Source organism: Catenulispora rubra (assembly GCF_015356825.1).
Classification (GTDB): Bacteria; Actinomycetota; Actinomycetes; order Streptomycetales; family Catenulisporaceae; genus Catenulispora; species Catenulispora rubra.
Genome location: NZ_JAACYW010000084.1, coordinates 1 through 24,583, shown reverse-complemented (window position 1 = coordinate 24,583; position 24,583 = coordinate 1). Strand labels below are relative to the sequence as shown.

Sequence of the window (24,583 nt, the reverse complement as noted above, 5' to 3'; positions counted from 1 at the left end):
CCCGACCCGGGCGGCGTGACCGGCGGCTGAGCTCAGACCGCCGCCCCGCCGACCCCCGCCGGGGCGCTTCCCGCTCCGCGCCGGTGATCCGGCTCCAGCCCCGGGCTGCCGATCGGCAGACACGTCGTGCACTGCGGTTCCTCCAGCTTGTGCTCCGGGGTCGGCCGGGTCGCCGCGTCGCGGATGCCGAACCACGCGATCGCGCCGCTCACCGCGAACAGCACCGCCGACAGCACCATCGCCTTGCTGAACGCCGGCTCCAGCTTCGCCGGGTCGGCGTACCCGTCGCCCTTGAGCCCCACCAGCAGCGGGAACGCCGCCACCGCCAGCGCGCCGGCCGCGCGCGCCACCGCGTTGTTCACGCCGCTGGCGATGCCGGCGCGGTCGGTGGTGGTCGAGTTCAGCACCGTCACGGTCACCGGGACCGCGACCATCACCATGCCCAGCGAGAACACCAGCAGCGCCGGCAGGATGTGCGCCCAGTAGTCCGGGTGGTGCCCGGAGGTCGCCAGGAACAGCGTGCCGATCGCGGTCAGCACGCCGCCGGCGGTCATCAGGCGGCGCGCGCCGAGCTTCGTGGTCAGGGCGCCGACCCGGGAGGACAGCGTCATCATCACGATCGTCGTCGGCAGCGAGGCCAGGCCCGCCTGCAGCGGCTTGTAGCCGCCGACCACCTGCAGGTACGTGGCGAAGAAGAAGAACAGCGCACCGAGCGCCCCGTACGCGGTCAGCGTCAGGGCGTTGGCCGCGCTGAACTCCCGGGAGCCGAACAGCGACAGCGGCATCATCGGGGCCGGCGAGCGCCGTTCCACCAGCACGAAGGCCACCAGCGCGGCGACCCCGGCCAGCGCCGTGACGATCACGCTCGCCGAGCCCACCCCCTTCGCCCCGGCCTCGACCAGCGCGTAGGTGACGCCGGCCAGCCCCAGCGCGCCGAGGACCGCGCCGGGCAGGTCGAAGTGGCCGGCGACCAGCTCCTTCGACTCCGGCACGTAGCGCAGTGCGATCGCCACCACGGCGACGGCCAGCGGCAGGTTGATCAGGAAGATCCAGCGCCACGACGCGTACTCGATCAGGTACCCGCCGACCAGCGGGCCGGCCGCGCCGGCGATGCTGGCCAGGCCGGACCAGGCGCCGACGGCCTTCGCGCGGTCGTCGGGGTGGAAGACGGACTGGATCAGCGCCAGGGCGCCGGGCGTCAGCAGCGCGCTGCCCACGCCCTGGACCGCCCGGAACGCGATCAGGAAGCCCAGGCTCGGGGCCAGGCCGCAGGCCAGGGAGGCGAGCGCGAACCAGATCACGCCGATCAGGAACACCCGGCGGCGGCCCAAGCGGTCGCCGAGCGAGCCGCCGACGAGGACGAACGCCGCCAGCGTCAGCGTGTAGCCGGTCACGGTCCACTGCAGCCCGGCCAGCGACGCCCCGAACTGCTCGCCGATCCGCGGCAGTGCGATGTTCACGACGGTCCCGTCGAGGAACGCCATCGCCGAGCCGAGGATGGTGGTCGCCAGGACGCCGCGGCCGATCGGCGTGCCCAGTCGAACGCTGCCTGCTTCGGCGGAGGCAACCGGGGTCACGGCTCACTCACCATGCGGCCCATGGTGTCACGGGCTGGGGACGAGCGCACGCGGTTAGGGGCGCGGGGCTGGCAGGACCATGACACGGGGTGAGCGGGCGGTGGTCCAGACGACCGGATTCGAACGGCGTCCTCCAGCCAAGGCCAGGCGGTGCGACTGCCTCTGCGCTACGCCTGGATGCACCCGCCGCTGTGTCAGGAGCATGGCACGTGGCGCGCGCCGACGCGACAGCGTTCAGCGCCACGCCACAGCCTTCAATCGCGCGACAGCATTCAGCGAAAGGGCCAGGCGGCCGGATTCGAACCGGCGTCCTCCGTATCCGCAGTACGGCGTGTCTACCTCTGCACTACACCTGGCACGACCGGGCGGCCGGATTCGAACCGACGTCCTCCGTCCTGACAAGACGGCGTGACTGCCTCTGCACCACACCCGGAAGGGAGCACCCTACAGCGCCGCCCGATCGGAGACGAGGCCGTCCACCACCGCCAGCCGATACGCGTCGCAGTCCACGCACTCACGGATCAGCTCGGTGTACGGCCCCGGCTCGATCAGCGGAGCGCCGAGGTCGATCGCCGTCCGCGGAAGCCCGGGGTTCCCCAGCGCGCCGTCGGCGGCGTCCAGGATCGGATCCACCGACCCCGCCAGGATCGAGGCCCGCACCGGCTCGGCCATCCGCGACAGCGCGCCGGCGCGCTCCTGCTCCAATGCCCACACCGGCTCCGGCCCGGTGGTGAGAGCCAGCGTCACATAAGCGGCCCAGCGGATCGCCGGCTCTGTCAGGCTGCTGTTGACGCGCCGCAGAACCCAGTGCACCAGCACCGGATCGTCGGACACCAGCAAGGGCTCCAGCACCGACGCGTCCTTGCTGTGCGTCTTCAACCGGGACACGAAATCGGGCCGGAAGCCGCCGGCCGCCTCCGCCAAGCGGACCAGGCCGACTCGCAGCGCGCCGTCGGCCCCCGGCGTGAAGTACGCATGCTCCAGCACTGCGACGTCGTGCCGCTCCCGCAGTACGTGCGCCCGAACCTTCGCGAGCTCGTAGGCCGGATTCCGGTGGAGCGCGGCGCGCATGGAGTCTGTCCCCAGGGCGCCGAGCGCGTGGCCGACGAACTTCGGGTGCAGCGGACCGCGGTCCAGCATGCGTGTCAGGATCCCGCCGGCCGCCTCGTTCGTGGCGCACTCACCGAGGAACGCCTCCAGTATCCCGGGCGGCGCCATCGCCAACAGCACCGCCGAGGCGTCCACGCCACGCGGCCAGCGCGGAGCCCGGCCCGACCACGATTCGGGATCGGCGTGCTCCGGATGCACGACCGAGTCGATCAGCTCCGGCAGCGAGCCGCGGTGGGAACCGGCCCGCATCGCCAATGCCAGCCACGAATCCTTGTCGTCCCCGACCCACCGCTCCAGCAACGCCGCGACGACCGCGACCAGCTGCCGGCGCCACGGCTCGAAATCGCTGCGGGTGACACGGAGCCCCTGCGGCTCGCGACCGCTCAGGTAGTCCTGGGTCAAGGAGTCGATCGGCACCAGCAGGCCCAGCAGCTCCACCGCCGGGCGGGTGCGCACCACCGCGTCGGCGGCGTCCAGCGCGCCGGACATCAGGCCGGTGATCAGCTCGCCGCGGTCGCGGAAGTGGGTGCTCGCGTCCATGGGCTCATCATGGTCGAACACGCCGAGGGCCGGCCCGGGTTTTCCGGAGCCGGCCCTCAGCCGTGCCGTGCCGAATCAGCCCTCGATGTTGCTCATCACGTGCTTGATCCGGGTGTAGTCCTCGAACCCGTACATCGACAGGTCCTTGCCGTACCCGGAGTGCTTGAACCCGCCGTGCGGCATCTCGGCGACCAGCGGGATGTGCGTGTTGATCCACACGCACCCGAAGTCCAGCGCCTTCGCCGCACGCATCGCCTTACCGTGGTCCTTGGTCCACACCGACGAGGCCAGCGCGTACTCCACACCGTTGGCCCAGCTGAGCGCCTGCTCCTCGCCGGAGAACTTCTGCACGGTGATCACCGGCCCGAAGACCTCGTTCTGGATGATCTCGTCGTCCTGCCGCAGGCCGGAGACGACGGTCGGGGCGAAGAAGAAGCCCACGTCCCCGACCCGCGTCCCGCCGGTCTCGACCTTCGCGTGCGTCGGCAGCCGGTCGATGAAGCCGGTGACGTGGCGCAGCTGGTTGGCGTTGTTCAGCGGGCCGTAGAGCACGTCCTCGTCGTCCGGGTTGCCGGTCTTGGTGTTCTTCGCGGCCTCGGTCAGCTTCTCGACGAAGGCCTCGTACGCCGCGTCCTCGACCAGCACGCGGGTGGCGGCCGTGCAGTCCTGTCCGGCGTTGAAGAAGCCGGCGACCGAGATGCCCTCGACCGCGGCGTCCAGGTCGGCGTCGGCGTAGACGATGACCGGGGCCTTGCCGCCGAGCTCCAGATGCACGCGCTTGACGTCGGCGGCGGCGCTCTTGGCCACCTCCATGCCGGCCCGCACCGAACCGGTGATCGAGGCCATCGCCGGGGTCTTGTGCTCGACCATCGCGCGGCCGGTGTCGCGGTCGCCGCAGACCACGTTGAAGACGCCGGCCGGCAGGATCTCGCCGATGATCTCGGCCATCAGCAGGGTGGACATCGGCGTGGTGTCCGAGGGCTTGAGCACCACGGTGTTGCCCGCGGCGATGGCCGGCGCGAACTTCCACACCGCCATCATCGCCGGGTAGTTCCAGGGCGCGACCTGCGCGCAGACCCCGACCGGCTCGCGCCGGATCCAGGAGCTGTGGCCGGCCAGGTACTCGCCCGAGGCGGTGCCCTCCAGCATCCGGGCGGCGCCGGCGAAGAAGCGGATCTGGTCCACCATCGGGGGCAGTTCCTCCGAGGCGGTCAGGCCCAGCGGCTTGCCGGTGTTCTGCGACTCCACCGCGACGATCTCGGCGGCCCGCGCCTCGATGGCGTCGGCGACCTTCAGCAGCAGCCGCTGCCGCTCCGAGGGGGTGGTGTCGCGCCAGGCAGGGAAGGCCTCGGCGGCAGCGCGCATCGCGGCGTCGACGTCGTCGGGCTCGGAGATCGGCGCGTTCGCGATCACCTGCTCGGTGACCGGGTCGACGATCTGGCTGGTCCGGCCGGACACGGTGTCGACCGGCTTGCCGCCCACGTAGTTGCGCAGCTGGCGTGGTTCCACGGTGTTGTTCTCCTCTGGGGATCAGGTGCCGGTCCGGATGAGACCAGCCTACATAGTCGCCGACACAATTTGCTCGACAGTGACGATGGATTCAGTGCTCAAAAACGCCCTCGCGTACGGATTCCATCGAGGAAGCCTTGCCAAGATACCGTTCCCGTTGTCACAATCCCTTTCGTGACCGACAGGACGAACGACCGGGCCAGCGGCGCCGTGGGCGGCTACCACTTGGACCCGCTGTCCAAGGCCATCATCGAGCAGCTCCAGCAGGACGGACGGCGCGCCTACGCGACGATCGGCCGCGCGGTGGGCCTGAGCGAGGCGGCGGTGCGCCAGCGCGTGCAGAAGCTGATCGACGCCGGCGTGATGCAGATCGTGGCCGTGACCGACCCGCTGACCGTGGGCTTCCACCGGCAGGCGATGATCGGCATCCGCGCCGAGGGCGATCTGGAGCCGGTGGCCGACGCCCTGGCGGGGATGGCCGAGGTCGACTACGTGGTGATGACCGCCGGGTCCTTCGACCTGCTGGTCGAGGTGGTCTGCGCGGACGACGACCACCTCCTGGAGATCATCAACAAGCGGATCCGTGCTCTCCCGCAGGTCCGGTCGACCGAATCTTTCGTCTACCTGAAGCTTCGCAAGCAAACGTACACCTGGGGCGCTCTGTAACGGCAAGAACGACGCCCGCGGCAGCCCCGCCCCGAACGATCCACTCCTTGACGCGAGGAAGAGTATGAGCACCGACAGCCAGGACAAATCCGCCTACGACCATCTCTGGATGCACTTCACCCGGATGTCGGCGTACAAGGACAACCCCGTGCCCACGATCGTCCGGGGCGAGGGCGCGCGCATCTACGACAGCAACGGCAAGAGCTACCTGGACGGCCTGGCGGGCCTGTTCGTCGTGCAGGCCGGCCACGGCCGCGTGGAGCTCGCCGAGGCGGCCTACAAGCAGGCCCAGGAGCTGGCGTTCTTCCCGCTGTGGAGCTACGCGCACCCGCAGGCGATCGAGCTGGCCGACCGGCTGGCCCACTACGCCCCCGGCGACCTGAACAAGGTGTTCTTCACCACCGGCGGCGGCGAGGCGGTGGAGACCGCCTGGAAGCTGGCCAAGCAGTACTTCAAGCTGGTCGGCAAGCCGATGAAGCACAAGGTGGTCTCGCGCAACATCGCCTACCACGGCACCCCGCACGGCGCGCTGTCCATCACCGGCATCCCGGACGCCAAGAAGTACTTCGAGCCGCTGGTCCCCGGCGCGCACAAGGTGCCGAACACGAACTACTACCGCGCCGACGAGATCACCGGCGTGCCCGGGATGAGCGAGGAGGAGTTCGGGATCTGGTGTGCCAACCAGGTCGAGAACATGATCCTCACCGAGGGCCCGGACACCGTCGCGGCGGTGTTCGTCGAGCCGGTGCAGAACTCCGGCGGCTGCTTCCCGCCGCCGCCCGGATACTTCCGGCGGCTGCGCGAGATCTGCGACGAGTACGACGTCCTGATGGTCTCCGACGAGGTCATCTGCGCGTTCGGCCGGCTGGGCACGATGTTCGCCTGCGACAAGTTCGACTACGTCCCGGACATCATCACCTGTGCCAAGGGCATGACCTCCGGCTACTCGCCGATCGGCGCGACCATCGTGTCCGACCGCATCGCGGCGCCGTTCTACGAGGGCACCAACTACTTCCCGCACGGCTACACCTTCGGCGGCCACCCGGTCTCCTCGGCGGTGGCGCTGGCCAACCTGGAGCTGTTCGAGCGCGAGGGCCTGAACCAGCACGTGCTGGACCACGAGGGCGCGTTCCGCTCGACGCTGGAGAAGCTCAAGGACCTGCCGATCGTCGGCGACGTGCGCGGCGACGGGTTCTTCTACGGCATCGAGCTGGTGAAGGACAAGGCCACCAAGGCGACGTTCGACGACGACGAGTCCGAGCGCCTGCTGCGCGGCTTCCTGTCCAAGGCGCTGTTCGACGCCGGCCTGTACTGCCGCGCCGACGACCGCGGCGACCCGGTGGTGCAGCTGGCGCCGCCGCTGATCGTCGGGCAGAGCGAGTTCGACGAGATCGAGCAGACGCTGCGCTCGGTGCTCACCGAGGCCTGGACGCGGCTGTAGCCGCGCAAGCCTGGCGCCTTCGGTCCCCTTGCCGGAGGCGCCTTTTCTCCCCCTGAATGGTTCTGATACAGATGAACGCCCTGGGCTCCACATCACGAACCCGAGTCCGCCGGCTGCCCGAGAAGGCGGCCACCGACCGCGCCGCGCTGCACACGGTCCTGGACGCCGGCCTGGTCGCGCACGTCGCGGTCACCGACAACACCGGCCCGAACGGCGCGGCGCAGCCGTACATCCTCCCGGTCGCCTACGCGCGGGACGGCGAGCGGGTGCTGTTCCACGGCTCGACCGGCTCGCGGCTGTTCCGCGCGCTGGCCGAGGGCGCGCCGACGTGTCTCACGGTCACGCTGCTCGACGGTCTGGTGGTGGCGCGCTCGGCCTTCGAATCCTCGATGAACTATCGGGGTGCGATGGTCCTGGGGACCTGCCGGATGCTGCCGGAGAGCGAGAAGGAGGCGGCGCTGGAGCGGATCACCGAGCACCTGATGCCCGGCCGCTGGGAGGAGCTGCGCGCGCCGAAACGCAAGGAACTCGCGGCGACCGTGGTGCTGTCTCTACCGCTGACCGAGGCCTCGGTGAAGATCTCGACCGGCGACCCCGACGACGATCCGGACGACCTGGATTCGCCGGTGTGGGCCGGGGTCGTACCACTGCACGAGGTGTACTGCGACCCGAAGCCGGCGGCGAATCTCGACCCGGGAATCGACGTGCCCGCCTCCGTCAGGAGGTGGCGTCGGTGAGCACCCTCGACGGCGATCTCTCGCTGTGGCTGGAGCAGGCTTCGGCCACTGACGCCGCGCCGAGTCGTCCCGCGCCGGAGCGCGACATCGAGGCCGACATCGCGATCGTCGGCGCCGGGTACACCGGCCTGTGGACCGCGTACTACCTCGCCAAGGCCGATCCGTCGCTGCGGATCGTCGTGCTGGAGCGCGAGTTCGCCGGGTTCGGCGCCTCCGGCCGCAACGGCGGCTGGTGTTCGTCGTTGTTCCCGTCCTCGCTGGCGAAGGTCGCCAAGATCAGTATGGCTGCCGAAACCGGTGGCGGCCGGGACCGCGCGATCGCCTTGCAGCGCACGCTGAACGACACCGTCGACGAGGTCGGGCGCGTCGTGGCCGCCGAGGGCGTCGACTGCCACTTCGCCAAGGGCGGCACCGTCGTGCTGGCCCGCACGCCGATCCAGCTGGAACGCGCGAAGGCCTCGGTCGAAGAGGAGCGCTCGTACGGCTTCGGCGAGGAGGACGTCAGGCTCCTGAGTGCGTCCGAAGCCTCGGCGATGGTCGGTGCGACAAACGTGCTCGGCGGCACGTTCACCCCGCACTGCGCGGCGATCCAGCCCGCGATGCTCGCGCGCGGTCTGGCCGAGGCGGTCGAACGGCTCGGCGTCACGATCCACGAGCACACAACGGTCACGGCGATCCGCGACGGCGTCGTGGAGACCGCGGGCGGCCGGCGCGTCCGGGCCGGCAAGGTCGTGCGCGCGACCGAGGGCTACACGCCCTCGATCGCCGGCTTCCAGCGCGACGTGGCACCGGTCTACTCGCTGATGGTCGCGACCGAGCCGCTGCCGGACGCGGTCTGGGAGCAGATCGGGCTGGCCGGGCGCCAGACCTTCTCCGACTTCCGCCACCTGATCATCTACGGCCAGCGCACCGCCGACGGCCGCCTGGCCTTCGGCGGACGCGGCGCGCCGTACCACTTCGGCTCCCGCATCGAGGCCGGCTTCGACCGCGACGACCGGGTGCACGCCGAGATCCGCCGCACCCTGCGCGAACTGTTCCCGGTGCTGCAGGACACGAAGTTCACCCACCGCTGGGGCGGCGCGCTCGGCGTGCCGCGCGACTGGTTCGCCTCGGTCGGCTACGACCCGGCGCGGCGCCTGGGATGGGCCGGCGGCTACGTCGGCGACGGCGTGGGCGCGACCAACCTGGCCGGGCGCACGCTCGCGGACCTGCTGACCGGCAACGACACCGAGCGCACCCGGCTGCCGTGGGTGAACCACCGCTCACCGCGCTGGGAGCCGGAACCGCTGCGCTGGCTCGGCGCGAACATCGGGCTGCGGACGATGAGCGCGGCCGATGCCGAGGAGGAGCGGACCGGGAAGGCTTCGGTGCGCGCGAAGGTGTTCGGGCGTTTCCTCGGGCACTGACTCAGGGATGCACAGAGGCACAGGATCAGGCCTCTGAGGATTCGGCCGCCGCTACTGGCACCAGCATTCCCTTGGTGATGTTGAGGAATGGCGTCTGACTACGCGCCTGCGGGGCTGCGGCGGCTGCGGTCAGCAGCTGCTCCTTGAAGCCCGGGTCCGCAGCCACCGCGGCCGCGACCACCTGGTCCAGCTCGGCGCGCGCCGCCGGGTCGCCGCTGTTCATGCGGGCGGCCCATCTCAGACCGCGAAGGCTTGACCAGCCTCTTCGAAGGCCGCGTCGAGGACGGAGGCGGGATCGGCCCGGCCGTCGGAGGCGGCCCAGTGCTGCATGGCGCCGGCGAACGCGAGCAGGCCGAGGCCGGCGGCGAACTGGTCGCGCGGGCTCGGGGCGGCGCGGCCGCCGCGGCGGGCCAGGACCGCGGCCAGGTCGTCGGCCAGCAGGTCCTGGCGTTCGGCGAAACGGGCTCGGAGCGCCGGGATCTGCATCGTGTGGCGGATCAGGGCCACCGACTTCTCGCGGTCCTCGGCGAAGTCCTCGACGGTGACGGTCTTGACCGCCTCGCGGATCGCGATCGCCGGCGGCTCCCCGGCCGGCCGGGCCTCGACCTCGGCGACGATCGCCTCGCAGACCACGACGACGGAGGAGATGACGACGTCCTCCTTCGACGCGAAGTACCGGAAGAACGTCCGGCGGCTGACGCCCGCGGCGGCCGCGAGCTCGTCGACGGTCGTCTCCTCGAAGCCCTGACGGGCCAGCAGGCGCAGCGCGGCCTCGGCCAACTCGTCGCGGACCAGCCGGCGTTTGCGCTCGGCCAGCGTTAATCCAGGCTCTTCGGGTCTGCGCCTCACACGACCACAGTAGCAGCGGATCGACCCTGAGGGTCACTGTTGACACTGAGTGCCAGGCAAGGCATCGTGTGCAGCAGACCGCACCGTACGAGGAGGAAGTCATGAGCACGAAGTGGACCGCCGACGCGATCCCGGCCCTGACCGGACGCACGTTCGTGGTCACCGGCGCGAACAGCGGCCTGGGCCTGGAGGCCTCCCGGCTGCTGGCCGGGAACGGCGCGCACGTGGTGATGACCGCGCGCAGCCGGGTCAAGGGCGAGGCCGCCGCCGCCCGGATCGGCCAGGACGTGCCGGGCGCGTCGCTGGAGCTGCGCACGCTCGACCTGGCCGACCTGGACTCGGTACGGGCCTTCGCCCAGGGGCTGCACGACGACAAGGTCGGCGTCGACGTCCTGATCAACAACGCCGGCGTCATGATGGCGCCGCAGGGCAAGACCAAGCAGGGCTTCGAGGTGCAGTTCGGCACCAACCACCTCGGACACTTCGCGCTCACCGGGCTGCTGCTGGACCTGCTCACCGAAGGCAGCGACCCGCGCGTGGTGACCGTCTCCTCGACCTTCCACAAGCAGGGGTCGATCGACTTCGACGATCTGATGCGGACCAAGGGCTACAACCCCAACGCCGCCTACGCGCAGTCGAAGCTGGCGAACCTGTTGTTCGGCCTGGAGTTGCAGCGCCGGCTCAGCGCCGCCGGCTCGCCGGTGCGCTCGCTGATGGCGCACCCCGGGTATTCGGCCACGAACCTGCAGTTCGCTGGGCCGACCGGGTGGCGCAAGGCGCTCATGCACGTCGGCAACCCGCTGTTCGCGCAGAAGGCGTCGATCGGCGTGCTGCCCGAGGTGCGGGCCGCAGTGGCGCCGGACGTGGTCGGCGGCCAGTACTACGGCTCCGCCAAGTTCATGGAGATGCGCGGCTACCCGGAGCTGGTGCAGCCGAGCAGGCGCGCGCAGGATGCGGCGGTGGCGGCGCGGCTGTGGGAGGAGTCGGAGAAGCTGACCGGGGTTGTGTTCCCGCTGTAGCCGCGGTCTGATTCCGGTCTGATTCCGGTCCGGCACCGCAGTGGCTCCGTTGTAGGTCTTGCGTAGGTCCGCTGTGGCTCCGGGCCGGATTCCCGCCTTTACTATGGATTCCGCGCTGTTCGAAGACTGTCGGGCGCGCGGGAGTAACCGGCACGCATTCCACGACTCCCGACGCCTCCGCCCCCGCCGCTGGTCCGGCGCGGGAGGGTCGCACATCCGGCGCAACGTTGGTTAGGCGGTTGCGCCCTTCAGGGCACACGGCTGCTCGTGAGCATCCCGTCCGACAACCCGATCCTGCTGGCCCGCGACTTCGGGCCCGACGCGGTCTCCCTCGCCGTCGGCGAAGGCGAGATCGTGGCCCTCAGCGGCGCCTGCGACGAAGCGTTCCTGCGCGCACTGTCCGGCGCCGACCCGGCGTGGCCGGGCGGACTGTGGCTGAAGGGCGAGCCGCTGCACACCCTGCGGCCGGCGGCCCGGCTGCGCTTCGCCCACGCGCAGTGCGCCGTCGCCCCGCGCGTCGGCAAGCTGCTGGCCGAACTCACGGTCCTGGAGAACACGGCCCTGCCGTTGATCCTGACCGGCCTCGGCCGCCAGGAGGCCCGGCGCCGCGCGCTGCGCTGGCTGGAGCGCCTGGACGCCGTCCACTGCGCCGAATGGCGGGTCGCGGAGCTGACCCCGTCGGAGATGCGCCGCGTGGCGCTGGCCCGGGCGCTGGTCCTGGACCCGGCGGTGCTGCTGGCCGAGGACCCGACCGAGGGCCTGAGCGCGCCGGAGCGCTTCCACCTGCTGCGGATCCTGCGCGCGGCGTGCGGCACGCACGGCCTGACGATCGTGGTCGCCAGCGACGACCCGGACGTGATCGGCTGGGCCGACCGGCGGATCACGGTGAAGGTCGCGGCGGTCGAGGCGGCGGAACCAGTCGCCGAACCGGCTGCCGAACCAGCCGTCCAAGCGGTTGCCGCTCCGATCACCGACCCGGCCACGATGATGGGCCACCAGTCACGGGGCCTGCCGCACCGGATCGGCCGGCACGCGCGCGGCGAGCACCGGTTCTCGTCGGTGGGCTCCGGATCGGAGCGCGGACGATGAGCGCCCTGACCACCACCCCCATCACCCGCTTCGACTACCGCCTGCGGATCGCCGCCGCGCTGCTGCGCGCCGCACCGCGCGCCGAGCACCTGGTCGTCGGCGGCATGGCGCTGGCCTCGGCCATCGCCGCGTGGCCGTTCGCCGGGGCCCTGTACCCGGCGGTCGCGATCCCGGCGCTGCTCGCCCTGGCCGCCCTGATCCGCCACCATCTCGACGGCCTCGGCGCGCGCCGTGATGCCCTCACCGCCGCCGGCGCCGATCCGGCCGACACGCTGGTGATCCAGGTCGCCGGTCCGCTCGGGGCGGCGGGCGCGGGCACGGTGGTCGGGATCGGCGCGTCGATCGCCGCCGGCCGGCCCTCGGCGCATGCGCTCCTCCCCCTCGTCGTCGGCCTCGTCGCCGCGCTTCTCATCCGGCGCGCGTGGCTCGGGGCGCCGGCGCTCGCCGCCGGTTCGGTGGTCGCGCTGGTCACGGCCGCGCTGGTGCGCGTGTCCTCGTCCGCGTCGGCCGCCGCGCCGTTGGCAGAGGCGCGCTCGCGGAGCGGCGCCGTCGTTCACCTTCCGCAAGCCGTGGCTGCCAGCACCGCAGACGCCTCAGCTTCCGTCTCCGCCTGGAGCGCCGCGTGGCCGACCGCGCTGGCCGCGGTCCTCGCGCTGAGCGCGACGCAACTCGTCATCGCCCGGCGGCAGCAGATCCGCGGCCTGGCGCGCGCCCTGACCGCCGCGGCCATGCGCCGCATGATCGCGAGGAGCGGCGCATGATCCGGGCCGTCGGACTCACCAAGCGCTACGGCGACAAGGTCGCCGTGGACCACGCCGACTTCACCGTCGAGGCCGGGACCGTCACCGGCTTCCTCGGCCCGAACGGCGCCGGCAAGTCCACCACGATGCGCATGGTCCTGGGGCTGGACCGGCCGACCGACGGCAGCGTCACGGTCGACGGCAAGCCGTACCGGAACCTGCCGGTGCCGCTGCGCGAGGTCGGCGCGCTGCTGGACGCCAAGTCCGTGCACGGCGGCCGCACCGCGTACAACCACCTGGCGTGCCTGGCCAAGTCCAACGGCATCCCGCTGCGCCGGGTCGACGAGGTGATCGGCCTGGTCGGGCTGGAGCAGGTGGCGAAGAAGCGCTCGAAGAACTTCTCCCTCGGCATGGGCCAGCGCCTGGGCATCGCCGCGGCACTGCTCGGCGACCCCGGCACGCTGCTGTTCGACGAGCCGGTCAACGGCCTGGACCCCGAGGGCATCCTGTGGGTCCGCAACCTGATGAAGTCGCTGGCCGCGCAGGGCCGCACGGTCTTCGTCTCCAGCCACCTGATGAGCGAGATGGCGCTGACCGCGGACCGGGTGATCGTCATCGGCCGCGGCGAGATCAAGGCCGACACCACGATGCGCGAGTTCATCGCGCAGAACGCGACCACGCACGTCCGCGTCCGCTCCCCGCACATCGGCAAGCTGCGGGAGCTGATGGTCGGGCAGGGCTGGCGCACCGAGGCCCTGCCGGACGACGACGGCGCGGTGGAGGTCTTCGACGTGGCCTCGGAATCCGTCGGCGACCTGGCCGGCCAGAACGGCTTGTGGCTTCACGAGTTGGCGGTGGTCCAGCCGTCCCTGGAGGAGGCGTTCATGAGCATGACCGCGGACAGCGTCGAGTACCACGCCGGGGTGCCCGGCATGGAGCCCGGCCAGGTTCTGGGCCAGCCGGGGATGGGCCAACCCAGCCAGGGGCGACCGAGCCAGGGCCAGGGCCGGAGCCCGAGCCCGAGCTCAGACCCGGACCAGTTCCGGTCGTCGGCCGCCGACAGCGGGGAGGCCCGGCGATGACCGCCGCTCCCGCCACCGCGACCGGACCGGGGCCCGGGTCCGCCGTCGACGGCCACGCCGGCTTCGGCAACGTGGTCTCCAGCGAGTGGATGAAGATCCGCACCGTCCGCTCCACCTTCTGGACCCTGATCACCCTGTTCGCCGGCTCGGCGGTGATCACGCTGCTGATCTGCCTGGCCGCCGCGAACTCGTACGCCAAGGACCTGGCCGCGGGCAAACCGGACTCGGCCGACATCGTCCTGGTCGGGCTGGCCTTCGTCGGCCAGATCGCGGCCTACGTCCTGGGCGTGATGACGATCAGCGCCGAGTACTCCACCGGCGGGATCCGCACCACGCTGACCGCGATGCCGCGGCGCACGGAGATCCTGGTGGCCAAGGCGATCCTGCTGGCCGCGTTGGTGTTCGTCATCGGTCTGGCCACCGCGTTCCTGTGCTTCTACCTGGGCAACATCCCGCTGAAGGCCAAGCACGTCGGCGTGGACATGTCCTATCCCGGCGCCACGCGCGCCATCTTCGGCAGCGCGCTGTACCTGGCCGGGCTGGCGGTGTTCGGCCTGGCGATGGGCTTCCTGATCCGGCACACCGCCGGCGCCATCACCATCGGCCTGGCCCTGATCTTCATCATCGGCAACCTGGTCCAGCTCATCCCCGGCTCGGTCGGCCGCTGGCTGTTCAAGGTGATGCCGGGCAACGCCGGCGGGCAGGTGACCTCGTTCGGCGAGACGAACCGCCATCCGGACAAGGCTTTCGCGCCGTGGACCGGGTTCGCCGTGTTCGCGATCGAGGTCGTGGTGCTGCTGATCGTCGGGGCGTTGATGTTCGAGCGGCGGGACGCGTAGGGCACGCGTAGGGCGGGTCGCGAACGTCAGGCCAGGCCGTAGACGGCGGCCTGGCGGCGGTGGACCGTCGGCGTGTCGATCTGGTCGAGCACCGCGACGGCCAGGTCGGAGTAGGACAGGTGCACCGTCGCCTTGGGGTCGAAGACGTCGTCCCCGAGGCGGTAGTGGCCGGTCGATCGGGTGTGGGACGCCAGGCCGGGCGGCGGGCTCAGGACGAGCCAGTCGACTCCGTCGGGCTGGTCGCGCCAGGCGTTCAGCCCGCGCAGCCGCGCCACGGCGAACGGCCGCAGGAACTCGGGGAAGGCCACGACGTCCTGGTACACGCGCGTGACATCGCTGGTCTTCAGCATCGCGAACAGGCCGATCTCGACCACTCGGCAGTCCCGGCCCGCGACCGCGCGGCTGAGGTTCTCAACGAGGTGCACGTAGTAGTCGTCATCGAAGTCGTCGAACGACTCCGGCGGGGCCGTGAACGGGGTGACGGCGTTCACCACAGCCGTGGCTTCGCCGGACACTCCGGAAATCACGGCCTCGACGCTGCCCGCGTCGGTGAGATCGCCGGTGACGACCGTGACGCCGTCCCCGAGGTCGGCCAGCCCCGGATACCGGGCCGGATCCCGGACGACGCCGACCACGCGGTGCCCGCGACGCAGCGCCTGCGCGACGATCGCCCGGCCGGCTCGGCCACCGGCCCCGAAAACGATGACCGAGCTGTCCCTTTGATCGATGGCCATGAGGCGGACGCTATCCCGCGCCGCCGGTCACTTCAACGAAGCGCGGGCGGCGCCTGGGCCAACTCGCGCGCACCGACCCGGGGTGCGAGCAGGGCGGTCGCGCCGGCCGCGGCGGCCATGATCGCGAAGATCAGGAGGTACATGCCCTGGTTCCCGGGCCCGGCGTGGTGCAGCGCGTGGAAGACCGCGCCGGTGCCGCCGGTCAGCGCGATGGCGGCCAGACTGTCGCAGATCTGCATGGCCGAGGAGTTCGTGCCCTGACTCCCCTTCGGCGAGTAACGGAGCAGCAGCAGGTTCAGCGTCTGGTAGACCAGGCTCATCCCGAAGCCGCCGAGCACCATGCCGACCGCGACGATCACCGCTGGCGCCGGGAGCACCGCGGCCGAACCGGTCACCACGATCGACGCGATCGTCACCAGCGGCCCGAGCCGCACCATGGTCTCGCGCGAGAACGGCAGCTTCCCGCGGCTCGCGAGCTGCGCAGCACCGGCCCAGCTGGCCGCCTCGCCGACCAGGGTCAGACCGGCGATCGTCGGCGACAGGCCGCGGTCGGTCTCCAGCATCGTGGTGATGTAGTTCTCGGCCCCGAAGAAGGCGGCGCCGAGCGCGCCGTGCATGACGATGACCGACGGAAGGCCGCGCGCTACGCGCAACGTCCCGTGCGGCAGCAGCTTGGGGACGCTCGGGATCAGCAACGCGATCCCGCCGAGCGCCAACACGATGCCGACCGGCGTGAAGTCCTGGCCCGAATACTGCAACGCACCGGCTCCGACGGCGACGACGATCGCCAGCCGAACGCGTCGCCGAGGCGTACCGCTCGCGCCGTTTTCCCCTGACGTCGCAACGGATCCGCTCATCCTCCGGAGCGGCGCGGCCGTCAGTGCCACCGGCAGTGGCACCAGCAGCGCCACGCCGAGGAAGACCCAGCGCCAGGACACGTCCTCGGTCAGGATCCCGGCCACCAGCGGGCCGATGATCGACGGCATCACCCACAACACGGCCATCATCGCCAGCGCTGACGCACGCAGGTTTTCCGGATAGCCGCGGCCGAGGATGACGTACAACGACACCATCACCAGCCCGGCGCCGAAGCCTTGAAGCGCACGCCCGGCGACCAACTGCGCCATCGTCTCCGCGGACCCGGCCACCAGCAGCCCGACGCCGAAAATCGTTGTGCCGCCGAGGAAAGGCACCGCCGGCCCGGACCGGTCCGCGCGGACGCCGCTGACCACCATGCCGACCAGGCTGGCCGTGGTGAAGGCGGTGAAGCAGAGCGAGAGGTAGGCCGTGCCGTGGACCGCACCGACGGCGACCGGCAACGCCGTGAAGACGGCCAAGCCCTCGAACGCGGTCAGCAGGACCGAGGACGCCAGGCCGAGCGTGATGGCGAGATATCGCGGTGAGAACAGGGAATCCGGCTTCGCCGCTGAGAATCCGCTCCCGGCGGCCGCGGCTGGGGCGGACATCGTTCCAGGGTAGGGAAAATCAACCCTCTACGTCGGGTCCGCGCTCCTCGGGTGCCACGACTTCGATCTCGAACCCGGCGGCATCGGTGAGGTAGGCCGCGTAGTGGTCCGGTCCCCCGGCGTGCGGATACTTCTCGGCGAACAGCGGCTGCCAGCCGTTTGCTTCTGCTGCGGCATGGATGCGGTCGACGGTTGTTCGGTCGGGCGCGTGTACCGCGAGATGGTTCAGGCCTGGGCGCATGCGGTCGTACGGCAGTCCCGGCCGCACCGCCGAGGACTGCTCGACCACGAGGTACGACTCGCCGACGCGCCAGCTGCGTCCGGCGGGCCAGTTCTGGTAGAGCTCCCAGCCGAGTTCGCCGAGGATCCAGTTCCAGGAGGGCTCGACCAATGCTAGGTCCGCCACCCAGATCTCGACGTGGTGGAATCCGGACGGCGGCATCTGCGCTCCCCTGGTCTCGGTGCTCCCCGTACTCCCCGTGCTCCCCTATTTCACCGCAGCGGCGAGCTGACCGCACGCCCCGTCGATGTCGCGGCCGCGGGTGTCGCGCACCGTGACCGGCACGCCCCACTCCTCCAGCCGGCGCACGAACTCGGCCTCGTCCTGCGGCCGGGAGGCGGTCCACTTCGAGCCCGGCGTCGGGTTCAGCGGGATCAGGTTCACGTGCACCAGCTTGTTGCGGAGCATGCGGCCCAGGCGGTCGGCGCGCCAGGCCTGGTCGTTGATGTCCTTGATGAGCGCGTACTCGATGGAGACCCGGCGCTTGGTGACCGAGGCGTAGCGCCAGGCGGCGTCGAGCACCTCGGAGATCTTCCATCGGGTGTTCACCGGGACCAGGGTGTCGCGCAGCTCGTCGTCCGGGGCGTGCAGGGAGACGGCCAGGGTCACCGGGATGCGCTCGGCGGTCAGCTTCTCGATCGCCGGGACCAGGCCGACCGTGGAGACGGTGATGTGCCGCGCGGACAGCCCGAGGCCGTCCGGCACCGGCTCGGTCAGCCGCCGCACGGCGCCGATCACGGCCTTGTAGTTGGCCAGCGGCTCGCCCATGCCCATGAACACGACGTTGGAGACCCGCCCGGGACCGCCGGGCACCTCGCCGCGCGCCATCGTCCGGGCTCCGGCCACCACCTGCTCGACGATCTCGCCGGTCGACATGTTCCGGGTCAGTCCGGCCTGGCCGGTGGCGCAGAACGGGCAGTTCATCCCGCAGCCGGCCTGCGAGGACACGCACATCGTGGTGCGGTCGCGGTAGCGCATCAGCACCGACTCGACGGTCGCGCCGTCGAAGAGCCGCCACAGGGTCTTGCGTGTGGTGCCGTTGTCGGCGGTCTGCTCCTGGATCGGGGTGAGCAGCTTCGGGGTGAGGATCGCGGCCAGCTCCTCGCGCTTGGCGGCCGGCACGTCGGTCCACTCGGCCGGATCGTCGGCGAGGTGGCCGAAGTAGTGCTTGGAGATCTGCGCCGCCCGGAAGCCCTGATGCCCCAGCTCAGCCAGCGCCTGCTTGCGCTCGGCCGAGGTGAGGTCGGCCAGGTGGCGCGGCGGCTTGGCCCGGCGCGGGGAGCTGAAGGTCAGCTCGCCGGGGCGCGGCGGCTTGGGCGCGATCTCGACGTCGACGGCGGGCGTTTCAGGGGCTTCGGCAGACATAGTCTTACTAGTTTCCCACGGCCGAGTGACCGCTCCGCGCATCGAGCGCCCCGATGGTGTTCTTCAGCCACTCGATCTCCGTGCGACTGGTCACACGCGCGATCTGCGGAATGCCGCGCCGCAGCCGCATTGTCAGAGCCGCCGGGTATATTCCCTCGCCTCCGCCACATCCCGCGACCAGGGGGAACACCATGACACTGCACGCCGCCGAAGTCCGCGCCGACGGCTCGGCCATCCGCTGGACCGAACTGCCCGGCACCGAACTCCCCGGCACGGAGCCGGCCCGCGTCTATCTCCACGGCCTCGGAGGCAGCTCGGCCCACTGCTTCGCCGAGGTCGCCACGAGCGACGGCCTGCGCGGTCGGCGTTCCCTGCTCCTGGACCTGCTCGGCTTCGGCACCAGCGACCGGCCTGTCGATGCCGATTACGCCATCGAGGACCACGCGGACTGGGTCGCGACCTCGCTAAGGACCGCCGGCGTATCCGGCGCGCAGGTCCTCGCGCACAGCATGGGCGGCTCTATAGCGACGGTGCTCGCACTAAGACACCCAGACCTGGTGGCGAGTCTGGTCCTCATCGACTCGAACCTCGACCCGGCGCCGGAGATCCCGCAGTCCGGGTCCTCGCAGATCGCACGTTATGGCGAGACCGTGTTCCTGCGCGGAGGGGGCTATGAGGAGACTCTGGCTCGCGTGAACCCGGAGTGGCGCGCGACGATGCGCATGGCCGGTCCGGTAGCGCTCTATCGCAGCGCGGCGAGTCTGGCGCAGTTCGAGGGGCGCGCGATCCTGAAGACGCTCGACATCCCCCGCACGTACCTCTACCCGGCCGCCGACGGCCCTCTGGAGAAGGCTGACGCACTGAGCGACGCAGGGGTGCGGGTCGTGGCGCTACCGGATTGCGGCCACAACATCACCCTGGACAATCCGACCGGCTTCGTCGAAGCGGTTCTCGCATCTGAGGCGGCTACTGCGAACGCTTGGGTCGACGCCGCTTAACTGAATCCAGCTCTAATAGCGAAGAGCCCTGTGAGATTTCCCTATAGGGATTTCTCACAGGGCTTCTGCTCTATAGGGCTTTACTTCCATCCGAGGAACAAGCTCAGAAGCAGCCACGCCACCGGCGCGGTCGCCAGCATCGAGTCCAGCCGGTCCATGATCCCGCCGTGGCCGGGCAGCAGGTTCCCCATGTCCTTGATCCCGAGGTCCCGCTTGATCACCGACTCGACCAGATCGCCGAGCGTGGCCGAGGCCACGCCCGCGACGCCGAGCAGCACGCCCTGCCAGATCTTGCCGTCCAGCATCTGCGAGATGCCCACGGCGCCCACCGCGGCGGTCACGATCAGCGAGCCGACCAGGCCCTCCCAGGTCTTCCCGGGGGAGATCTTCGGGGCCAGCTTGTGCTTGCCGAAGAAGACGCCGGTGGCGTACCCGCCGGTGTCGTTGGCGATCGGCAGCGTCAGGAACAGGATCACGCGCTTGTAGCCGTTGTCCTGGGCCAGCAGCAGCACCGCGAACGAGGCCAGCATCGGGACGTAGACCAGGGTGAACAGGCCGGCCGTGGCGTCGCGCAGGAAGCCGTCCGCGCCCTCGGCCATCCGCCAGACCAGCACCGCCAGCGAGGTCATGGCCAGCACCGCGACCATCGCGGTCGGGCCGCCGAACCAGGAGCCGGCGATCATGCCGACCCCGCCGGCGGCGATCGGCGGCCAGGGGACCCGCACTTCCCGGGTGGCCATCGCCTGCGCCAGTTCGCGGACTCCTATGACCACCGCGATCGCGACGACTACAGCGAACGCGCCGCGCAGGAACAGTGTGCCCAGCAGCAGTGCCGCCAGGCCCACGCCGACGCCGATGGCGGCCGGCAGATTGCGCCCGGCACGACCCGGGGACTTGCCGGGGGCGCTGCCCGCGTTTCCGGGGTTGCCGCCGCCCGTGCCTCGGGGACCGGCGCCGGAGTGTCCGCCGCCGCCGCTCCCGCCGCCGCCCGCGCCGTCGTCGGGGCCGCCCGGACCACCCGGACCGCCATGCCCGCCATGCCCGCCGTGCCCGCCCGAACCGCCGGGTCCACTCGGACCGCCGTAACCGCCCGGACCCGGGCCCGGACCACCGGAACCACCGGAACCGCCAGGACCGCCGCGGCCCCGCGAGCCCGCGCCAGGACGCCCGGCACCGCCGCCTCCCGGCCCCTCGCCGGGGGCCTGCGCCTCACCGCGCCTGGTCTGCGTGGATGCCATGCGCCCGCACCATCCCCTACTCGCCCCTCGTGAACTCCGCAGTCCCTCTCCCGTGAACTCGGTGAGAAAAACGCGACGGACCGGCAGCGATCATAGCCGCCGGTCCGTGGTGAACGTCGGAAACCCCGCCCGGCAAGGCCGAGCCCCGCAGGGCTCAGACCTCCAGCAGTTCAGCTTCCTTGTGCTTGAGCAACTCGTCGATCTTCCCGGTGTGCTTCTGCGTCAGGTCGTCCAGCTGCTTCTCCGCCCGGCGCACGTCGTCCTCGCCGGCGTCGCCGTCCTTGGCCAGCTTGTCCAGGGTCTCCTTGGCGTGCCGGCGGATGTTGCGCAGCGAGATCTTGGCGTCCTCGCCCTTGCCCTTGGCGACCTTGATGTACTCCTTGCGGCGCTCCTCGGTCAGCTGCGGGAACACCACCCGGATCACCACACCGTCCGAGGACGGGTTCACCCCCAGGTCGCTGTCGCGGATCGAACGCTCGATCGCGCCGAGCGCCGTCTTGTCGTACGGCGAGATGACCACCATGCGCGCGTCCTGGACCTGGAAGGAGGCCATCTGGCTCAGCGGCGTGGGAGTGCCGTAGTAGTCGGCGGTCAGCTTGTTGAACATCGCCGGGTTGGCGCGGCCGGTGCGGACCCCCGACAGATCCTCCTTGGCGACCTCGACGGCCTTGTCCATCTTCTCCTCGGCCTCGAGGAGGGTCTCATCGATCACTTGGGGGCTCCCTAGAAGTCTTCGCGCTCTGCTGTGTCCACTACAAAGCTCAAGCGCAGCTTAGTGCGTTCGCGGTCGGCCGTACCGAAACAGTGCGGGCTCGGCTCAGTGCGCCGGGCCGATGACGGTGCCGAGCTTCTCGCCGCGGATGGCGCGCGCGATGTTGCCCGGCTGCAGGCCGAACACCACGATCGGCATGCCGTTGTCGCGGCACAGGGACACCGAGGTGGCGTCCGCGATCTTCAGGTTGCGCGCCAGGAACTCGTCATAGGACAGCGTGTCGTACTTGACCGCGTCCGGGTTCTTGTTCGGGTCGGAGTCGTACACGCCGTCGGTGCCCTGCTTGGCCATCAGGATCGGCTCGGCGTGGATCTCCAGCGCGCGCTGCGCGGCGGTGGTGTCGGTGGAGAAGTACGGCATGCCGGCGCCCGCGCCGAAGATGACCACGCGGCCCTTCTCCAGGTGCCGGATCGCACGGCGCGGGATGTAGGGCTCGGCGACCTGGCTCATGGTGATCGCGCTCTGCACCCGGGTGGGGATGCCGAGCTTCTCCAGGAAGTCCTGCAGGGCCAGACAGTTCATCACCGTGCCCAGCATGCCCATGTAGTCCGCGCGGGAGCGCTCCATGCCGTGCTGCGACAGCTCGGCGCCGCGGAAGAAGTTGCCGCCGCCGACGACGACCGCGACCTCCACACCGCCCTCGGAGACGACGTCCGCGATCTCCTTGGCGATGCTCTTGACGACCTCGGGGTCCACCCCGATCTGCCCGCCGCCGAACACCTCACCGGAGAGCTTGAGCAGAACCCTGCGGTTCTTTTCAGTACGCGAAGGAACCGCCGCCGTGTCGGTTTCCTTATTGGTTTCCTTCACAGCAGCGGCTCCTTCGACGTAGCTATTCGGTGCTCTTTAGTTTTTCAGATCCGGTCAGCTACCGACGCGGAACCGCGCGAAACGCTTAAGCGTGACGCCGTTCTCGTCGAGGATCTTCTTGACGGTCTTCTTCGGGTCCTTGGCGAACGCCTGCTCCAGGACGACGTTCTCCTTGAAGAAGCCGTTGACCCGGCCCTCGATGATCTTCGGCAGCGCGGCCTCCGGCTTGCCCTCCTCGCGGGAGGTCTCCTCGGCCAGGCGCCGCTCGGTCTCCACCACGTCGGCCGGGACCTCGTCGCGGGTCAGGTAGGACGGCGAGAACGCGGCGATGTGCTGCGCGACGTCCTTGGCGACCTCGGCGTTCTCCTTGTCCAGCTCGACCAGGACGCCGATCTGGGCCGGGATGTCCGGGGAGGTCTTGTGCAGGTAGGAGGCGACGTAGCCGTCGTGGAACTGCGCGAAGCGGCGCAGCTCGATCTTCTCGCCCAGGGTGGCGTTGGCCGAGTCCAGGAAGACCTGCACGGTCTTGCCCGGCTCGATCTCCGAGGCCAGCAGTGCCTCGACATCGGCCGGCTTGGCGTTCACGACGTGCGCGAGCACAGTGGCCGCCACGGTCTGGAACGCCTCGCCCTTGGCGACGAAGTCGGTCTCGCAGTTCAGCTCGATCAGGGTGCCGGCCACGCCGTCCACGGCGCTGGCGACCAGGCCGTTGGAGGCCGAGCGGCCCTCGCGCTTGGTGACGCCCTTCAGGCCCTTGACGCGCAGGAACTCGACAGCCTTGTCGAGATCGCCGTCGGTCTCCTCCAGCGCCTTCTTGCAGTCCATCATGCCGGCGGCGGTGAGCTCGCGGAGCTTCTTGACGTCGGCGGCGGTGTAGTTCGCCATGGTTACTCGTCCTTAAGAGTGGATCGTCGTGGATCGGCTTCCGGCGCGCCGGACGGGGTCACCGCCCGGCGCACCGCGGAAATCAACCAGTCGGACCGGCTCAGGCCTGCTCGTCCTCGGCCGGAGCCGCAGGGGCGGCCGGGGCCTCGGCGGGGACCTGGGCGGCCGGCGCCTCCTCGGCCGGGGCCTCGGCGGCGGCCGGAGCCTCGACAGCCGGGGTCTCGGCGACCGGAGCCGCGGCAGCCTCGGCGACCTCGGCGACCTCGACGGCCTCGGCAACCGGAGCCTCGGCGGCGGCCGGGGCCTCGGCCGGGGTCTCGGCGGCGACAGCCGGAACGTCGGCGTCGGCGGCCTTGGCGTCGTCCACGGCCAGCAGGTCGCGCTCCCAGTCGGCCAGCGGCTCGTCGACGGCGACGGTGCCGGCCTGCTCGCCCTCGGCGGCCTTGCTGCCGGCGCGGGCCATCAGACCGTCGGCGACGGCGTCGGCCACGACCCGGGTCAGCAGCGCGACGGAGCGGATCGCGTCGTCGTTGCCCGGGATCTTGTAGTCGACCTCGTCCGGGTCGCAGTTGGTGTCCAGGATCGCCACGACCGGGATGCGCAGCTTGCGCGCCTCGCCGACGGCGATGTGCTCCTTCTTGGTGTCGACGATCCACACCGCGGACGGGACGCGGGACATGTCCCGGATGCCGCCCAGAGTGCGCTCCAGCTTCTCCTTCTCGCGGCGCTGGACCAGCAGCTCCTTCTTGGTCATGCCGGAGCCCGCGACGTCGTCGAAGTCGATCTCCTCCAGCTCGCGAAGGCGCTGGATCCGCTTGTAGACGGTGCTGAAGTTGGTCAGCATGCCGCCTAGCCAGCGGTGGTTCACGTACGGCATGCCCACGCGCGTCGCCTGCTCGGCGATGGCTTCCTGGGCCTGCTTCTTGGTGCCGATGAACATCACCGTGCCGCCGTGCGCGACGGTCTGCTTGACGAACTCGTAGGCGCGGTCGATGTACGACAGCGACTGCTGCAGGTCGATGATGTAGATGCTGTTGCGCTCGGTGAGGATGAAACGCTTCATCTTCGGGTTCCAGCGCCGGGTCTGGTGCCCGAAGTGCACGCCGCTCTCCAAGAGCTGGCGCATCGTGACGACGGCCATGCCGTGTCCTCCTTGATCGGATCTCGGTTGTCCCTGGTGACCGGCAAATCACGGCGACGAGGCCGGTGGGCCAGGTCGCCGAGCAGGCCCGGGGCGCTGTACCGCTCGCCGGGCTTGCGCTGGGAGGGCGGACCGAGGCGCCTCGGGGCCGTCTGGCCTTGCGGTTGGACGGCTGCCGGACACGCGAAGTCAGCCAGAGGGGACTCCGGCTGCTGGGAGCAGTCTACCGGGCCGCGGGGTGGAGTTTTCCCACGCGGGCCGGACCCGAGCGGACACGGTGCGTTCGGGGG

At 70.7% G+C, this 24,583-nt stretch carries 24 protein-coding genes and 2 tRNA genes; 10 read left to right on the top strand and 16 right to left on the bottom strand.

Features of this window, described 5'->3' with window-relative positions:
* Window positions 1–32 precede the first annotated feature (32 nt).
* The 5 genes from GWK61_RS23135 to GWK61_RS23115 form a co-directional block, all read right to left on the bottom strand.
* A complete protein-coding gene (locus tag GWK61_RS23135) occupies window positions 33–1,577 on the bottom strand; it encodes an MFS transporter (RefSeq protein ID WP_194911265.1) in 1,545 nt (514 codons plus the stop codon).
* A gap of 283 nt (window positions 1,578–1,860) precedes the next feature.
* A tRNA-Arg gene (locus GWK61_RS23130) sits at window positions 1,861–1,933 on the bottom strand.
* A gap of 4 nt (window positions 1,934–1,937) precedes the next feature.
* Window positions 1,938–2,010, bottom strand: a tRNA-Asp gene (locus tag GWK61_RS23125).
* Between the two features lie 11 nt (window positions 2,011–2,021).
* Complete coding sequence (locus GWK61_RS23120; protein ID WP_194911263.1) at window positions 2,022–3,227, bottom strand: hypothetical protein; 1,206 nt, start codon at window positions 3,225–3,227, stop codon at window positions 2,022–2,024.
* Between the two features lie 75 nt (window positions 3,228–3,302).
* Window positions 3,303–4,736, bottom strand: a complete 1,434-nt coding sequence (locus GWK61_RS23115) for a gamma-aminobutyraldehyde dehydrogenase (protein ID WP_194911261.1) — start codon at window positions 4,734–4,736, stop codon at window positions 3,303–3,305.
* Between the two features lie 174 nt (window positions 4,737–4,910).
* Here GWK61_RS23115 and GWK61_RS23110 point away from each other — a divergent pair, with 174 nt between their 5' ends.
* The 4 genes from GWK61_RS23110 to GWK61_RS23095 all read left to right on the top strand — a co-directional run bounded on the left by GWK61_RS23110 (window position 4,911) and on the right by GWK61_RS23095 (window position 8,986).
* Window positions 4,911–5,402: an Lrp/AsnC family transcriptional regulator gene (locus GWK61_RS23110; protein WP_194911259.1), complete on the top strand. Its 492-nt coding sequence runs from the start codon at window positions 4,911–4,913 to the stop codon at window positions 5,400–5,402.
* A gap of 64 nt (window positions 5,403–5,466) precedes the next feature.
* The gene (locus GWK61_RS23105; protein WP_194911257.1) at window positions 5,467–6,843 is read left to right on the top strand and encodes an aspartate aminotransferase family protein; all 1,377 of its coding nucleotides are present in this window, start codon (window positions 5,467–5,469) and stop codon (window positions 6,841–6,843) included.
* A 56-nt stretch (window positions 6,844–6,899) separates the two neighbouring features.
* Window positions 6,900–7,580: a pyridoxamine 5'-phosphate oxidase family protein gene (locus GWK61_RS23100; RefSeq protein WP_194911255.1), complete on the top strand. Its 681-nt coding sequence runs from the start codon at window positions 6,900–6,902 to the stop codon at window positions 7,578–7,580.
* On the top strand, window positions 7,577–8,986 hold the full coding sequence (locus tag GWK61_RS23095) for an NAD(P)/FAD-dependent oxidoreductase (RefSeq protein WP_323747708.1): 1,410 nt from the start codon (window positions 7,577–7,579) through the stop codon (window positions 8,984–8,986). Before GWK61_RS23100 ends, GWK61_RS23095 begins: the two co-directional genes overlap by 4 nt.
* Before the next feature lie 25 nt (window positions 8,987–9,011).
* Here the strand turns inward: GWK61_RS23095 and GWK61_RS23090 are convergent, their stop codons facing one another.
* The gene (locus GWK61_RS23090) at window positions 9,012–9,209 is read right to left on the bottom strand and encodes a hypothetical protein (RefSeq protein WP_194911251.1); all 198 of its coding nucleotides are present in this window, start codon (window positions 9,207–9,209) and stop codon (window positions 9,012–9,014) included.
* 14 nt (window positions 9,210–9,223) lie between these two features.
* On the bottom strand, window positions 9,224–9,835 hold the full coding sequence (locus GWK61_RS23085; RefSeq protein WP_194911249.1) for a TetR family transcriptional regulator: 612 nt from the start codon (window positions 9,833–9,835) through the stop codon (window positions 9,224–9,226).
* Between the two features lie 101 nt (window positions 9,836–9,936).
* Here GWK61_RS23085 and GWK61_RS23080 point away from each other — a divergent pair, with 101 nt between their 5' ends.
* The 5 genes from GWK61_RS23080 to GWK61_RS23060 all read left to right on the top strand — a co-directional run bounded on the left by GWK61_RS23080 (window position 9,937) and on the right by GWK61_RS23060 (window position 14,604).
* Complete coding sequence (locus GWK61_RS23080; RefSeq protein ID WP_194911247.1) at window positions 9,937–10,854, top strand: oxidoreductase; 918 nt, start codon at window positions 9,937–9,939, stop codon at window positions 10,852–10,854.
* 267 nt (window positions 10,855–11,121) lie between these two features.
* Window positions 11,122–11,943, top strand: a complete 822-nt coding sequence (locus GWK61_RS23075; protein ID WP_194911245.1) for an ATP-binding cassette domain-containing protein — start codon at window positions 11,122–11,124, stop codon at window positions 11,941–11,943.
* Window positions 11,940–12,704 carry a hypothetical protein gene (locus tag GWK61_RS23070; RefSeq protein ID WP_194911244.1) on the top strand — a complete coding sequence of 255 codons (765 nt, stop codon included), beginning with the start codon at window positions 11,940–11,942 and terminating at the stop codon, window positions 12,702–12,704. The genes GWK61_RS23075 and GWK61_RS23070 overlap by 4 nt, the downstream gene beginning before the upstream one ends.
* Window positions 12,701–13,765, top strand: a complete 1,065-nt coding sequence (locus GWK61_RS23065; protein ID WP_228562791.1) for an ABC transporter ATP-binding protein — start codon at window positions 12,701–12,703, stop codon at window positions 13,763–13,765. Before GWK61_RS23070 ends, GWK61_RS23065 begins: the two co-directional genes overlap by 4 nt.
* Window positions 13,762–14,604 carry a DUF2705 family protein gene (locus GWK61_RS23060; RefSeq protein ID WP_194911242.1) on the top strand — a complete coding sequence of 281 codons (843 nt, stop codon included), beginning with the start codon at window positions 13,762–13,764 and terminating at the stop codon, window positions 14,602–14,604. Before GWK61_RS23065 ends, GWK61_RS23060 begins: the two co-directional genes overlap by 4 nt.
* 26 nt (window positions 14,605–14,630) lie before the next feature.
* On the opposite strand, the gene GWK61_RS23055 is transcribed toward GWK61_RS23060, so the two are convergent.
* From GWK61_RS23055 to rlmN, 4 genes are read right to left on the bottom strand one after another with little or no spacing between them, the layout of a single operon-like run.
* Window positions 14,631–15,338 (bottom strand): NAD(P)-dependent oxidoreductase, encoded by a 708-nt coding sequence (locus GWK61_RS23055; protein WP_194911240.1) that lies wholly within the window; start codon window positions 15,336–15,338, stop codon window positions 14,631–14,633.
* A gap of 32 nt (window positions 15,339–15,370) precedes the next feature.
* On the bottom strand, window positions 15,371–16,804 hold the full coding sequence (locus tag GWK61_RS23050) for an MFS transporter (protein ID WP_194911238.1): 1,434 nt from the start codon (window positions 16,802–16,804) through the stop codon (window positions 15,371–15,373).
* Between the two features lie 19 nt (window positions 16,805–16,823).
* Entirely contained in the window at window positions 16,824–17,246 is a 423-nt protein-coding gene (locus GWK61_RS23045) for a VOC family protein (RefSeq protein ID WP_194911236.1), read from the bottom strand.
* 45 nt (window positions 17,247–17,291) lie between these two features.
* Complete coding sequence (gene rlmN / locus GWK61_RS23040) at window positions 17,292–18,449, bottom strand: dual-specificity RNA methyltransferase RlmN (RefSeq protein WP_228562790.1); 1,158 nt, start codon at window positions 18,447–18,449, stop codon at window positions 17,292–17,294.
* A 191-nt stretch (window positions 18,450–18,640) separates the two neighbouring features.
* On the opposite strand from rlmN, the gene GWK61_RS23035 reads away from it, so the two are divergent.
* A complete protein-coding gene (locus tag GWK61_RS23035; RefSeq protein WP_194911234.1) occupies window positions 18,641–19,447 on the top strand; it encodes an alpha/beta fold hydrolase in 807 nt (268 codons plus the stop codon).
* A gap of 80 nt (window positions 19,448–19,527) precedes the next feature.
* Here the strand turns inward: GWK61_RS23035 and GWK61_RS23030 are convergent, their stop codons facing one another.
* The 5 genes from GWK61_RS23030 to rpsB all read right to left on the bottom strand — a co-directional run bounded on the left by GWK61_RS23030 (window position 19,528) and on the right by rpsB (window position 24,293).
* Window positions 19,528–20,685, bottom strand: coding sequence for a phosphatidate cytidylyltransferase (locus GWK61_RS23030; protein ID WP_194911232.1), 1,158 nt, complete (start codon window positions 20,683–20,685; stop codon window positions 19,528–19,530).
* 154 nt (window positions 20,686–20,839) lie between these two features.
* Window positions 20,840–21,397 (bottom strand): ribosome recycling factor, encoded by a 558-nt coding sequence (gene frr, locus GWK61_RS23025; protein ID WP_194911231.1) that lies wholly within the window; start codon window positions 21,395–21,397, stop codon window positions 20,840–20,842.
* A 105-nt stretch (window positions 21,398–21,502) separates the two neighbouring features.
* Window positions 21,503–22,267, bottom strand: coding sequence for a UMP kinase (pyrH, locus tag GWK61_RS23020; RefSeq protein ID WP_194911230.1), 765 nt, complete (start codon window positions 22,265–22,267; stop codon window positions 21,503–21,505).
* 54 nt (window positions 22,268–22,321) lie between these two features.
* Window positions 22,322–23,152 carry a translation elongation factor Ts gene (tsf, locus tag GWK61_RS23015; RefSeq protein WP_194911229.1) on the bottom strand — a complete coding sequence of 277 codons (831 nt, stop codon included), beginning with the start codon at window positions 23,150–23,152 and terminating at the stop codon, window positions 22,322–22,324.
* 100 nt (window positions 23,153–23,252) lie between these two features.
* The gene (gene rpsB / locus GWK61_RS23010; protein ID WP_194911228.1) at window positions 23,253–24,293 is read right to left on the bottom strand and encodes a 30S ribosomal protein S2; all 1,041 of its coding nucleotides are present in this window, start codon (window positions 24,291–24,293) and stop codon (window positions 23,253–23,255) included.
* Window positions 24,294–24,583: the final 290 nt, after the last annotated feature.